Raw genomic sequence first — 12,151 nt, 5'->3', positions numbered from 1 at the left:
GCATGACTGCCGCTCACGCTCATATCGCAGACCTCGGCGCCTACGTTGCCGCCTCACCCTCCAGCTTCCACGCTGCCCACGAAGGCGCCATCCGACTTCAGGCGGCCGGCTTTAGCCAGCTGCATGAGGACGATCCCTGGGATGGGGGACCCGGCCGCTTTTACGTCATCCGCGACGGCGCGCTGATCGCCTGGATCGCCCCGTCCACTGCGACGGAGACCACCGGCTTCCACATCCTCGGAGCGCATACGGACTCCCCGTCCTTCAAGCTGAAGCCCAAGCCCACCATTGGACGGCACGGTTGGCTACAGGCCGGCGTCGAAATCTACGGCGGACCGCTGCTGAACTCCTGGCTCGACCGTGAGCTGGCGCTCGCCGGCCGGCTGGTGACGCACGACGGCGCGGAGCACCTTGTCCACACAGGCCCGCTCCTGCGCTTCCCCCAGCTGGCCATCCACCTGGACAGGGCTGTCAACGACGGCCTGAAGCTCGACAAGCAGCAACACATGAACCCGGTCTGGGGCCTTGGCGATCCGGGACGGGCGGACCTCCTGCAGCTTCTTGCGGTCGACGCTGATCTCGAAGCAGCGGAGATCGGCGGCTTCGATGTGGTGGTTGCGGACACTCAGCAGCCGCGGGTCTTCGGCGCGGACGGCGAGTTCTTCGCCTCGGGCAGGCTGGATAACCTCTCTTCCGTGCACGCCGGGATCACCGCCCTCATTCAAGCAACAAAGAACGACGCCGGTGGTGCACCCATCGCGGTGCTGGCCGCCTTTGATCACGAGGAAGTCGGCAGCGGATCACGCTCCGGCGCGAGCGGGCCGTTCCTGGAGGACATCCTGCACCGGATCTCGACGGGATTGGGTGCCGGTGCGGAGCAGCGGCGGCGGGCATTCGCGTCGTCGTTCTGTGTGTCATCGGATGCCGGCCATGCAGTCCATCCCAACTACGCCGAGCGCCACGATCCGGCAAATCACCCGGTCCTGAATGGCGGGCCACTGCTGAAGATCAACGCGAACCAGCGCTACACCACCGACGCTCCCGGCGCCGCCTACTGGGCGCGGTTGTGCAGGGATGCGGGCGCGCCGTACCAGGAGTTCGTGTCGAACAACGTGATGCCGTGCGGATCCACCATTGGACCGCTGACCGCAACCAGACTTGGCATCCGGACGGTGGATGTCGGCGTTCCACTGCTGTCCATGCACTCGGCCCGTGAGCTCTGCGGCGTCGAGGATCCATACCAGCTCACCCGGGTGATGCAGCGGTTCTTCACGGTTTCCTGATACGGTTTGCCGGCCCAGCCACTTGTCCACAGGCGGTTCGGAGAGCTGCCTCATGTCCGGTAGTATTGATGAGTCCGTGCCAACGTGGAACCGCTGAAAATGAGTGGTTTCCGCGCGCGGATCAACGCTAAAGAACCTCCTGTTGCGGAAAGACCGCGACCGTTTAGCCCAGAGGAGGTGGGTTCACAAATGCGTGCATATGAACTGATGGTAATCATCGACCCCGATGTCGAGGAACGTACCGTTGAGCCAACACTCGAAAAGTTCCTGAATGTCGTCCGTAACGGCGAAGGAACTGTGGACAAGGTAGACATCTGGGGACGTCGCCGCCTTGCCTATGAAATCAAGAAGAAGTCCGAAGGTATCTACGCCGTCGTCAACTTCACCGCTACCCCGGCTGTTGCAGCTGAACTTGATCGCCAGCTTGGCCTGAATGAGACCATCATGCGCACCAAGATCATCCGGCCCGAGGAGCAGAAGGTTTCCGCCGAGTAATTTCGGCTATCAAACCAGGCCCACTCCGGTGGGTCCGTGACCGTAGGAGGCACCATGGCAGGCGAGACCACTATCACGGTCGTCGGTAATCTGACCAGCGACCCGGAACTTCGTTTCACCCCGTCAGGCTCTGCAGTGGCTAATTTCACCATTGCGTCGACGCCGCGGACCTTCGACCGTCAGTCCAGCGAGTGGAAGGACGGCGAAACGCTGTTCCTCCGGGCGTCGGTCTGGCGTGAAGCGGCTGAGAACGTAGCGGAGACCCTCACCAAGGGAACCCGTGTTGTTGCTCAGGGCCGCCTCAAGTCACGTACGTATGACACCAAGGAAGGCGAGAAGCGCACCGTCATGGAGCTGGAAGTGGACGAAATCGGTCCATCCCTGCGCTACGCATCCGCCAAGGTAAGCCGTACCCAGCGCTCCGGCGGTGGGGGCGGCGGTTTCGGTGGAGACAGCGGCGGCGGCTTCGGCGGCGGCGGCAACTCCAACCAGGGTTGGAACGGCGGCGGTGGCCAGCAGGCCCAGCAGCCGTCCCAGGACCCGTGGGGTGCACCGGCCGGCGGTAACTCGTCCGGTTGGGGCAACGGCCCGGAATCATCCGAGCCGCCCTTCTAGGCCTTCCAGGAACGGTGCCGCACCGGCGGCGTTCCACATCTGAAATTACCATCCCGCAGAACCGTTCTGCGGGCTCCACCAGACATAAGGAGCACCACGATGGCTAAGGCTGAACTTCGTAAGCCCAAACCAAAGTCCAACCCCTTGAAGGCCGCTGACGTCACCGTCATCGACTACAAGGACGTAGCACTGCTGCGTAAGTTCATTTCCGACCGCGGAAAGATCCGTGCGCGCCGCGTTACCGGCGTGACCGTGCAGGAACAGCGCAAAATCGCCCAGGCAATCAAGAACGCCCGCGAAGTTGCGCTCCTGCCTTACTCCGGCGCAGGCCGCGGCTAAGGAAAGGAACACACCATGGCAAAGCTCATTCTGACCCAGGAAGTCACCGGCCTGGGAACCGCAGGCGATGTTGTCGAGGTCAAGAACGGTTACGCACGTAACTACCTTCTGCCCCGCGGCTTCGCTCTCACGTGGACCAAGGGCGGCGAGAAGCAGGTGGAGTCCATCAAGGCTGCACGCTCTGCCCGCGAGCACGCCTCACTCGAGGATGCTCAGCGTCAGGCTGCTGCACTGCAGGCAAAGCCGGTCAAGCTGACCGTCAAGGCCGGCGAGTCCGGTCGCCTCTTCGGAACCGTCAAGGCCGAAGATGTCGCCAAGGCTGTTGAGGCCGCTGGCCTCGGCGCCATCGACAAGCGCAAGGTGGAACTGCCCGCACACATCAAGTCGGTCGGCAGCTACCAGGCAAACGTTCGTCTCCACGAAGACGTTGCCGCTGTGATCGATCTCGACGTCGTCGCCAGCTAGAGTTACGCACAGTACGCGCAAGGCCCTCGTTCCTTCGGGAGCGGGGGCCTTCTGCTTGCCGCTGGATCAGCTGCTTGTGAAGTTCTCACTGACCATGAACTCGTGACCCAGGGCGATGAGCTGAGCGAGAACGTCCTGGTCGACGTCGTGGAGCTTATTGATGTACAGGCATCCTGCACCAGTTCTATGCTTGCCCAGCTCCGGAAGAAGCTCGGCGGCTTGTGGTGCGTAAGTGAGCCCGTAGAGCGCGAGGTTGGCGCTGCGCGGTGAGAACCCGACGGCCAGGGCGTCCCCCTCGCGGCCGGAAGCGTACTTGTAGTGGTAGCTTCCGAACCCCACCATTGACGGACCCCACATCACCGCTTCCAGCCCGGTGATACGGCTCATGAGGGCCAGGAGCGTTTGAGCGTCCTGCCGGCGGCGTTCATGGGGTACTGAATCGATGAAGTCCTGTGGGGACGCGGCGGTGGGTACCGTCTTGTTGTCTGCCATGGGAGGAAGTATCTCAGGGTTAAGGCGTACACGGGAACGTGCCCGGTGCATATATCTCGCAGGTGGAGTATTCCCGTGCCCGTACGTCTATGGCCGGTCCATCAGTGTAGGGGCATAAAGGGCCGTCATGCTTTCTATTCGCCGTGACGCACGTCATGTCTAGTGGCGTACGGGTTGTGGATAGTCAGTGCATAAATGCGCCGCCGTAGGGCTCTTTTGCCCGTCTGTCAACACGAAAGTGCGGGCTGAATGTTGGCGGAATAAACTTCTTCTCCACAGGTGGAATGAAGCATTTACCCAAGTCAGCCCTACATTGTGGATTAATATTCTTTCTACTCCACAGAGATATCCCCAGCCTGTGCACACAACACGCCGAACAATTGCCTGTTTATACACACCCCCTGTGGATAACTCACTTGGCAGGGAGGAAGCTGGGCACTAGCGTTGCGGGGTATCCCATACCGCAAGGACTGTCGGTGGCGGCTGGTATCTATAGTTATTCAGCTCGGATCCACCACTCCTCGGCAGACGCCCTGGGCAGGGATCGGGAAAGTTTCGGGAAGGAAGGCCGCACACGTGTCTTTGACTCATGCGGATTCATCAGAAGACACTCGTTCACCGCAGTTCTCCCGAACGCCTCCACAGGATCTGGTTGCTGAGCAGTCCGTCCTCGGCGGGATGATGCTGTCCAAAGACGCAATTGCCGATTGCGTCGAGGTGCTGCGCGGCGTGGATTTCTACCGCCCGGCACACGAGAGCATCTATGAAGCGATCATCGATCTCTACGGTCGTGGAGAGCCCGCTGATGCCGTCACCGTATCGGACGAGCTCACCAAGCGTGGGGAGATCTCACGTATCGGCGGGCCGGCCTACCTTCACACACTGATCCAGTCTGTTCCTACCGCTGCCAACGCGGGCTTCTACGCTGAAATCGTTCGAGAACGCGCTGTCCTTCGCCGTCTGGTTGATGCCGGAACCAAGATCGTCCAGCTCGGCTACTCCAATGACGGCGAGGTGGATGACCTCGTCAACGCCGCGCAGGCCGAGGTTTATGCGGTTGCTGAACGCCGCACCGCTGAAGATTATGTGCCCCTCAAGGACATCATCGAGGGCACGGTGGACGAGATTGAGTCGGCCGGCCACCGCGGTGAGGGCATGACCGGTGTGCCGACGGGCTTCTACGAATTCGATGAACTCACCCAAGGCCTGCATGGCGGGCAGATGATTGTGATTGCGGCCAGGCCGGCAATGGGCAAATCGACCTTCGCGCTGGACTGGGCTCGTTCTGCCGCCATCAAGCACAACATGACTACCGTCTTCTTCTCCCTCGAGATGGGCCGCAACGAGATCGCCATGCGACTGTTGTCCGCAGAAGCCACCATCGGGCTGCAGGACTTGCGTAAGGGCACCGTGAAGGATGAGCAGTGGGGCAAGATCGCCACCACGATGGGACGCATGAATGACGCTCCGCTCTTCATCGATGACAGCCCGAATATGTCCCTGATGGAGATCCGCGCGAAATGCCGCCGCCTCAAGCAGCGGCATGATCTGAAGCTCGTTGTCCTCGACTACCTGCAGCTGATGTCATCCGGAAAGCGCGTTGAATCCCGGCAGCAGGAAGTCTCGGAATTCTCGCGCGCCCTGAAGCTCCTGGCCAAGGAACTGAACGTCCCCGTCGTCGCGCTTTCCCAGCTCAACCGTGGCTCTGAACAGCGAACCGACAAGCGGCCGATGGTCTCGGACCTTCGCGAATCGGGCTGCCTCACTGCTGACACAAGGGTGCTTCGATCGGATACCGGTGCGGAGACCACAATGGGCGAGCTGTTCCGGACCGGTGCCCGGGATGTACCTGTTTGGTCTTTGGATGACAGCCTCCGGTACGTGGAGCGCCACCTCACGCATGTTTTCTCGACCGGCACAAAGGAGGTTTTCCGTCTAACGCTGGCCTCCGGGAAAACTATTCGAGCCACTTCCAACCACCCGTTTTTCACCTACGACGGCTGGCGCGCGCTCGGTCATCTCAACGTCGGGGACCGGTTGGGTGTGCCTCGCCACGTCAATGGACCGTCAGAGCGAACCCATTGGGATGATTCTCAGGTCGTCCTTCTCGCCAATAAGGTGAGGGACTTCGTTCCGGAAGAGGTCTTCGCATTACCCAAGGCCCAGATTTCCCTGTTCCTGAAGCACCTTTGGGCCACCGACGGTTCGGTGACCGTGAACCGTGCGGCTACGGGCGGCCGCATCTACTATGCATCGACGTCACGGCGGCTCACCGACGATGTGACGCGGCTCCTTCTTCGCTTCGGTATCAGCGCGAGGGTAAAAACCTCGACGGCAAAGGGCAACCACCGTCCCGGCTACACGCTTGATGTCTCCGGCCGCGATGATCAGCGCCGATTCCTGCAAGAGATCGGCGTCCACGGGGCCCGGGCGTCTTCGTGTGAACGTCTGCTCGAGATCATCCGGGACAAAACAAGCGACACCAATGTTGACACCGTTCCTCTGCAGGTTTGGGATGATGTGAAGTCCATCCTCGCGGAGAAGGATATGACCCACCGTGAGTTCCAGGCAGCCATTGGGACCCAATATTGTGGATCAACCCTCTTCAAGGCCGCTCCGTCGCGGCAGCGATTGGCAAGGGTGGCGGCCGCGCTGGGCTCAGCAGAGCTCGATGTCATGGCCGTAAATGATCTCCTCTGGGACAGCGTTGTCAGTATTGAACCGGACGGTAAGGAAGAGGTATTCGACGCGACTGTCCTTGGAAACCACAACTTCGTTGCCAACGGCATCGCCGTTCATAACTCAATCGAGCAGGATGCGGACATGGTCATCCTGCTCCACCGCGACGACGTCTATGACAAGGAATCGCCGCGAGCCGGAGAAGCTGACGTCATCGTCGCCAAGCACCGTAACGGCCCCACCAAGACTTTGGTTGTTGGGTTCCAGGGGCACTACTCACGGTTCAACAACATGGCAGCGGACACGGGCGGGTTCTAGGGCAGAGGCCGATCACGGGAGACGGCTGGGCCTCAGCCGGTGCGGCATACCGGCCTGCACCGGGTCGAGCTCCACCGGGCTCACCAGCACGGCCGGCCCTCGGCGGATAATCCCACTGGAGACAGGCTGACAGCGCACGCCCCCGCGGCCACGCATGGCCGCATGCGCCCCAGGAGCAAGCATCCGGTCCATCCACGCGCACGGATGCGCTGGCCTGCCGCCGCGCAGCGTCACCTGGTTCACGCCGGACTCGAGCGTAAACTCCTGCCCAACCAGGGGCGCCAGATGCGCGCCCCTCAAGATCACGTTGCGCCGCGTCAGCAGCGGATCGAAAGGACCCTCACCCAGCTCTGCCGCGATCGCTTCCAGCGCTTCGACGGCGAACACCGTCACGGCAGCGTCCATGTGCGCCGCCTTGCCGAAGAATCGGTCCCCGGCGATGCCCTTGCCCGCCACCACGTTGACGTGCTCGGCGTCCGCCGTTGGCACGTCCGCCGCGCCATCACGCGCCCGACCGAAGTAAGCGTGCTGGCCGGACACGAGCAAATGCAGAATCTCGACCTCGTACCGGTAGACGCTCATTCATCCAAACTAACGCCTACTGCGGCTGAGTGCGGCCGCTTACCCGCCGGCCACGGACTGGATGATCATCACCTCTGACCCGGGTGCAACCGGTGTAGAAAGACCGTCCACCCGGCGCACGTCTTCACCGTCCACGTAGATATTGACGTAGCGGCGCAGCGCCCCGGTCTCATCGCGGATCCGACGGGCAAGGACAGGTCTCCCGTCGGCCAGCGTGTCCAGTAACGCAGACACCGGAGCGGGTGCTTCCAACGGAATCTCGACGGCGGACCGGTCATTAACCAGCGGCCGCAGCAGCGTCGGAATCAGGACGGTGACAGGGCTCATGGTGACCCGACGCCAGCGGCCGCGCCAACGACGACGGCGGCACGCACGCACAGCACATCCGGCAGGTGAGCTGCCACTTCAGTGAAAGTTTCGCCTTCGTCCGCGCTGGCGTAGACAGAACCGCCCCGCGTGCCGAAGTAGACGCCGACCGGCTCCGCAGTGTCCACGCCTGCGGCATCGCGCAGTACGGCGTTGTATTCGCTGGCGGGCAGGCCGTTGTCCAGCCGGGTCCAGGTGGCACCGGCGTCGTCCGTGCGGTGAACGGCAAGCCGGGCATCCGGCGGGATGCGCTCGCCGTCGGCTTTAAGGGGAATCACCCAGGCGGTACCGCCGCGGCGAGGATGGGACAGCACCACGAATCCGAAGTCAGCCGGCAGTCCGTCAGCGATCGATTCCCAGGTTTCTGCGCCGTCGTCGGTCCGGTAGACACCGTGGTGGTTCTGGGCGTAGAGCCGTTGGGGATTCTCAGAATCCCGAGCGATCTTGTGAACACACTGACCGAATTCCGGGTTTGGGTCCGGCATGAAGTACGCCGAGATGCCCTTGTTCCGCGGTTCCCAGGACTGGCCGCCGTCTGTGGAGCGATAGACGCCGCCGGTACTCATGGCCACGTGGACGGTGTCGTCGACCGGGCTGGGCATGACCGTGTGCGCCGCGGCACCGCCGAAACCGGCGCCCCACTCCGAGCGGTGCGGATGGTCCCACAGCCCGCGGTTGAGCTCGAAGTGCTGCCCGCCGTCAATCGACTTCCACACGGAGATCGGTTCACAGCCGGCCCAGACAACCCCCGGCCGGTCCGTTGAATCCGGCTGCAGCTGCCAGATCCGGCCAAGCGCGGTGTCATCTGATTCGGCAAACTTGATGGCGCCCTGCTCGGGTTCGGACCAGGTCGCGCCGAGGTCATCCGAATAGACCACGGTGGGTCCCCAGTGCCAGTCCATCATTCCCACCAGGATGCGCGTCCTCCCCTCGCGGGTATCAATTCCGATGCTCGGGATCTCGGACATGAGGTGGTGGGGCTGTGAGAGCGTCCAGTTCTGCCGGTCGGTGCTGGTTGCAAGCCAAAGGCCCTTTTTGGTTCCGATGGCAAGGAGGGTGGTTTCCATGGGTACTCGATTCGCGAAGGTGAAAACGCGGTCGCCGTGGACACACCAAACGCACGACTGCACCGCATGTAGACACCGTAAACAATGGCACAGCACCCAGCGGCTGTACAGGGGTTTTGCTGGGTATGCTTCTGTCCCATGGCCGTGTATATCGATCCTCCGCTCTGGCCCGCGCACGGCACGCTTTTCTCGCACCTCATCTCGGATACCTCGCTCGCTGAGCTGCACGCATTCGCAGCCGGCGCCGGCATTCCCGAGCGCGCGTTCGACATAGATCACTACGACGTCCCGGCCCGCCGCTACCGCCGGCTCGCCGAGCTCGGTGCCCACGAGGTTGACGGCGGAACGCTGGTGCGGGTCCTGATCGCCAGTGGGCTACGGGTACCTGCACGACGCCGGCCGGACCGCATCCGCCGGTCCCTCCTCACGCGATGGGAGCAGACCCTGCGCGGCACATCCCATCTCGGCGCGGAGTTGCTGGGCCGGTGGTCCGAGCCGCACCGCCGCTATCACACGCCCGAACACCTGCTCGATGTCCTGGAGGCGCTGGACCTCCTTTTCACCGAGAACGACGACGCCGAAACCCGCCTCAATGCCCGGCTCGCCGCCTGGTTCCACGACGCGGTGTATAACGGCCGTGCTGGGGAGGATGAGGCGGCGTCGGCCGCGCTCGCGGAGTCCCTGCTCGAAGGTGTCATAGAGACTCATGCGGAGGTGAGGCGGCTGGTGCTGCTGACCACTACGCACGCGCCGCTGCAGGGTGACCGCCCGGCCGAGTTGCTGTGTGATGCGGACCTTGCGGTGCTGGGCCGTGCTCCGGGTGGATACCGGCGGTACCTCGCCGCCGTCCGGGAGGAGTACGCCCACGTACCGGACCCGGAATTCGCGCGGGGGAGGGCCGTCGTCGTCGACCGCTTGTTGAATCTTGATCCCCTTTATCGCACTGCGGAGGGGCGGCGTCTGTGGGCGGTGAAGGCTCGGGTGAACCTTTCCGCCGAGGCAGCAACGCTGCGCTGAACGTCCCGGCTCGATTACCGGCGTCGTGGCACAATTGTTGACACTGTTCACATTTGTTCAGGCGCCTCACGAGGGGAGGAGATGGTGTGATTCATCGGAAGCGCAGCACATACCGTCACGGTGACCTGCACCGCGCCCTGGTGGCTGCTGGTACTGAACTTGCCCGCGAAGGCGGGCCCTCCGCCGTCGTGCTCCGTGAGGTCACGCGCCGCACGGGCGTGACACCCAACGCCGCCTACCGGCACTTCGCCGACAAGCGGGCACTCCTCCATGCCGTGTCGATGGCAGCTCAGGCGGAACTGGCGCGTTCCATCGAGCAGGAACTGTCCCGGATTGAACCAAGCGGTGATGCCAGCGACGTGGCCAAGGCTCGGCTCCGCGCCGTAGGAGCCGGGTATCTTCGTTATGCACAGACCCAGCCGGGCCTTTTTCGTACTGCGTTCGCGGAGCATGCGGACCTGCGCGATGCCGCTGCCCCTGATTCGGCCGGCGACAGCGGCCTGACACCGTTCCAGTTGTTGTCTGCGGCGTTGGATGGCCTGGTCGAGGCGGGTGTTCTTCCGGCGGAGCGGCGTTTGGGAGCTGAGTTCCTGGCGTGGTCGTCGGTGCATGGGCTCGCCATGCTCGTCATCGACGGACCGCTGCGGGGACTGGATGAGGAGCAGCGGACCTTCGCTGCGCGGCGACTGCTGGAGATGGTTGAGAAAGGGCTATGACCTTAGGGGAGGTCCGTTGGCCTCTGCCCGGCCTCGCGTGCGCGCTCCCTGTAACGCAGCATGTGGCCCCGCGCGATCAACGCGATCGCCGCCACCACGATGACAACGCCGATAATCAGCAGCACTATGGAACCGGCATCGACAGGCTCGCTGCGAGCGGCGGACCGCGCAAAACCTGACATCCCCTGCGGTATGAAGAAGGTGCTGAACAGAAGGAGTGCAGCACCAACGATGAAGTGCTTGACTCCAGCTTTCACGGACATCTCCTCATCTGGCTGAACAGCTATTCAACCAGTACCCAGCGTAGCTATTCGGAGCCAGGATGGCCCATCCGTTTTGTCCTGCCCAGGGCCTAGGCTGGGATTCGTGTCCACCACTGTCCCTGATCGCCGCCAGCTTGGCCGCTCCATTCTCCGCCTCGCTCTGCCTGCGCTGGGTGCCCTCATTGCCGAGCCGCTCTTCCTGCTGGCGGACTCAGCGATCGTCGGTCATCTGGGCGTAAACCAACTGGCCGGCGTGGGACTCGCATCAACGGTGCTTCAGACCGCCGTAGGGCTCATGGTTTTCCTCGCGTACTCGACAACGCCCGCGGTTGCGCGATTCCTTGGCGCCGGACGCATGCAGGATGCGCTCGCTGCAGGGCGCGACGGCGTCGGGCTGGCACTGTTGCTGGGCGTGGTCCTGTCCGTTCTCGGCTGGATCCTCGCGCCAGGGCTCGCTGCCGCAATGGGCGCTGAAGGCGAAGTTCACCAGTTCGCGGTGGATTACCTTCGATTCTCCATGCCCGGGCTGACGGCCATGCTCGTTGTACTCGCGGCAACAGGAGTGTTGAGGGGGCTCCAGGACACACGCACGCCGCTGGTAGTGGCCGGAGCCGGGTTCGGCGCCAATATCGTTCTGAACTACCTACTGGTGTACGGTGCGGGGCTTTCCGTTGCAGGTTCCGCACTGGGGACGAGCATTGCGCAATGGGGCATGGCAGCGGTCTATCTCGTCATCATTTACCGCTTTTCAGGCAGGCACTCGGTTTCGCTTCGTCCCACCTGGCGGGGCCTGAGGGCAACGGCACGCGTCGGTTCATGGCTGATGCTCCGGACCGCCAGTCTGCGGGTGGCGATCCTCGCAACCGTGGTGGTGGCAACGTCGCAAGGGCCCGTGTCCCTTGCAGCCCACCAGCTGATCATGACCATCTTCACTCTCCTCGCCTTCGCGCTGGATGCTCTTGCGATTGCGGCACAGGCGCTCATCGGAAAGGAGCTCGGTGCCGGCAACCGGCCTCTTGCACATGCCCTCACCCGCACCATGATCCGTTGGGGAGTTGTCTTCGGCGTCCTCACCGGACTGATGCTGGCAGCCGTTGCACCGTTCATTGACTGGATTTTCACGTCTGACGAGGGCGTCCAGGCGGCGTTCACCATGGGCCTCTGGGTACTCGCTGCAGCGCAGCCGGTCTGCGGCTACGTCTTTGTGCTGGACGGAGTGCTGATCGGTGCGGGTGATTCGAGGTACCTGGCGCTCGCCGGCGTCGTAAATCTGGTTCTGTACGTTCCACTGCTGGTTCTGGTGTGCGCAGCCGGCCTGACGGGACTGGAGGGGATCGCCTGGCTATGGGCAGCGTTCGCTGTCGGGTACATGCTGGCGCGCGCACTGACTCTGGGCTGGCGGGTCCGGAATGATCGCTGGATGGTGACCGGGGCAGCCTGAGACTAAACTTGCA

The 12,151-nt window shown here is 63.0% G+C and carries 14 protein-coding genes; 9 read left to right on the top strand and 5 right to left on the bottom strand.

Translation table 11 applies throughout. The features are described 5' to 3' along the window. Positions 1-2: 2 nt before the first annotated feature. The 5 genes from ASH00_RS04755 (at position 3) to rplI (ending at position 3,197) form a co-directional block, all read left to right on the top strand. A complete protein-coding gene (locus tag ASH00_RS04755) occupies positions 3-1,283 on the top strand; it encodes a M18 family aminopeptidase (protein WP_056545512.1) in 1,281 nt (426 codons plus the stop codon). Positions 1,284-1,472: 189 nt separating this feature from the next. After that, on the top strand, positions 1,473-1,778 hold the full coding sequence (rpsF, locus tag ASH00_RS04750) for a 30S ribosomal protein S6 (RefSeq protein ID WP_026543913.1): 306 nt from the start codon (positions 1,473-1,475) through the stop codon (positions 1,776-1,778). 54 nt (positions 1,779-1,832) lie between these two features. Continuing rightward, complete coding sequence (locus tag ASH00_RS04745; protein WP_056545507.1) at positions 1,833-2,393, top strand: single-stranded DNA-binding protein; 561 nt, start codon at positions 1,833-1,835, stop codon at positions 2,391-2,393. 99 nt (positions 2,394-2,492) lie between these two features. Then, a complete protein-coding gene (rpsR, locus tag ASH00_RS04740; protein WP_005273147.1) occupies positions 2,493-2,732 on the top strand; it encodes a 30S ribosomal protein S18 in 240 nt (79 codons plus the stop codon). Between the two features lie 15 nt (positions 2,733-2,747). Continuing rightward, on the top strand, positions 2,748-3,197 hold the full coding sequence (rplI, locus tag ASH00_RS04735) for a 50S ribosomal protein L9 (RefSeq protein ID WP_056545506.1): 450 nt from the start codon (positions 2,748-2,750) through the stop codon (positions 3,195-3,197). Positions 3,198-3,263: 66 nt separating this feature from the next. On the opposite strand, the gene ASH00_RS04730 is transcribed toward rplI, so the two are convergent. Next, complete coding sequence (locus ASH00_RS04730; RefSeq protein ID WP_056545505.1) at positions 3,264-3,689, bottom strand: DUF1801 domain-containing protein; 426 nt, start codon at positions 3,687-3,689, stop codon at positions 3,264-3,266. A 678-nt stretch (positions 3,690-4,367) separates the two neighbouring features. Here ASH00_RS04730 and dnaB point away from each other — a divergent pair. Beyond that, the gene (dnaB, locus tag ASH00_RS04725) at positions 4,368-6,686 is read left to right on the top strand and encodes a replicative DNA helicase (protein WP_157359040.1); all 2,319 of its coding nucleotides are present in this window, start codon (positions 4,368-4,370) and stop codon (positions 6,684-6,686) included. Positions 6,687-6,698: 12 nt separating this feature from the next. On the opposite strand, the gene ASH00_RS04720 is transcribed toward dnaB, so the two are convergent. The 3 genes from ASH00_RS04720 to ASH00_RS04710 are packed head-to-tail and all read right to left on the bottom strand — an operon-like array spanning position 6,699 to position 8,701. Further along, positions 6,699-7,268 (bottom strand): MOSC domain-containing protein, encoded by a 570-nt coding sequence (locus ASH00_RS04720; RefSeq protein WP_056545503.1) that lies wholly within the window; start codon positions 7,266-7,268, stop codon positions 6,699-6,701. 39 nt (positions 7,269-7,307) lie between these two features. Beyond that, complete coding sequence (locus ASH00_RS04715; RefSeq protein ID WP_056545501.1) at positions 7,308-7,595, bottom strand: MoaD/ThiS family protein; 288 nt, start codon at positions 7,593-7,595, stop codon at positions 7,308-7,310. Next, positions 7,592-8,701 carry a WD40/YVTN/BNR-like repeat-containing protein gene (locus ASH00_RS04710; protein ID WP_056545499.1) on the bottom strand — a complete coding sequence of 370 codons (1,110 nt, stop codon included), beginning with the start codon at positions 8,699-8,701 and terminating at the stop codon, positions 7,592-7,594. Before ASH00_RS04710 ends, ASH00_RS04715 begins: the two co-directional genes overlap by 4 nt. A gap of 138 nt (positions 8,702-8,839) precedes the next feature. Here ASH00_RS04710 and ASH00_RS04705 point away from each other — a divergent pair, with 138 nt between their 5' ends. Both ASH00_RS04705 and ASH00_RS04700 read left to right on the top strand, forming a co-directional pair. Then, entirely contained in the window at positions 8,840-9,718 is an 879-nt protein-coding gene (locus ASH00_RS04705; protein WP_056545497.1) for a DUF4031 domain-containing protein, read from the top strand. Between the two features lie 86 nt (positions 9,719-9,804). Beyond that, positions 9,805-10,434, top strand: a complete 630-nt coding sequence (locus ASH00_RS04700) for a TetR/AcrR family transcriptional regulator (protein WP_056545495.1) — start codon at positions 9,805-9,807, stop codon at positions 10,432-10,434. Between the two features lie 2 nt (positions 10,435-10,436). Here ASH00_RS04700 and ASH00_RS04695 read toward each other — a convergent pair whose 3' ends face one another. After that, complete coding sequence (locus ASH00_RS04695) at positions 10,437-10,691, bottom strand: hypothetical protein (RefSeq protein WP_157358996.1); 255 nt, start codon at positions 10,689-10,691, stop codon at positions 10,437-10,439. 109 nt (positions 10,692-10,800) lie between these two features. Here ASH00_RS04695 and ASH00_RS04690 point away from each other — a divergent pair, with 109 nt between their 5' ends. Next, the gene (locus ASH00_RS04690; protein ID WP_056545486.1) at positions 10,801-12,138 is read left to right on the top strand and encodes an MATE family efflux transporter; all 1,338 of its coding nucleotides are present in this window, start codon (positions 10,801-10,803) and stop codon (positions 12,136-12,138) included. The last annotated feature ends 13 nt before the right edge of the window (positions 12,139-12,151 follow it).

This window comes from Arthrobacter sp. Soil782 (assembly GCF_001428435.1).
GTDB lineage: Bacteria > Actinomycetota > Actinomycetes > Actinomycetales > Micrococcaceae > Arthrobacter_D > Arthrobacter_D parietis.
This window is presented reverse-complemented; position numbering and strand designations above follow the sequence as displayed.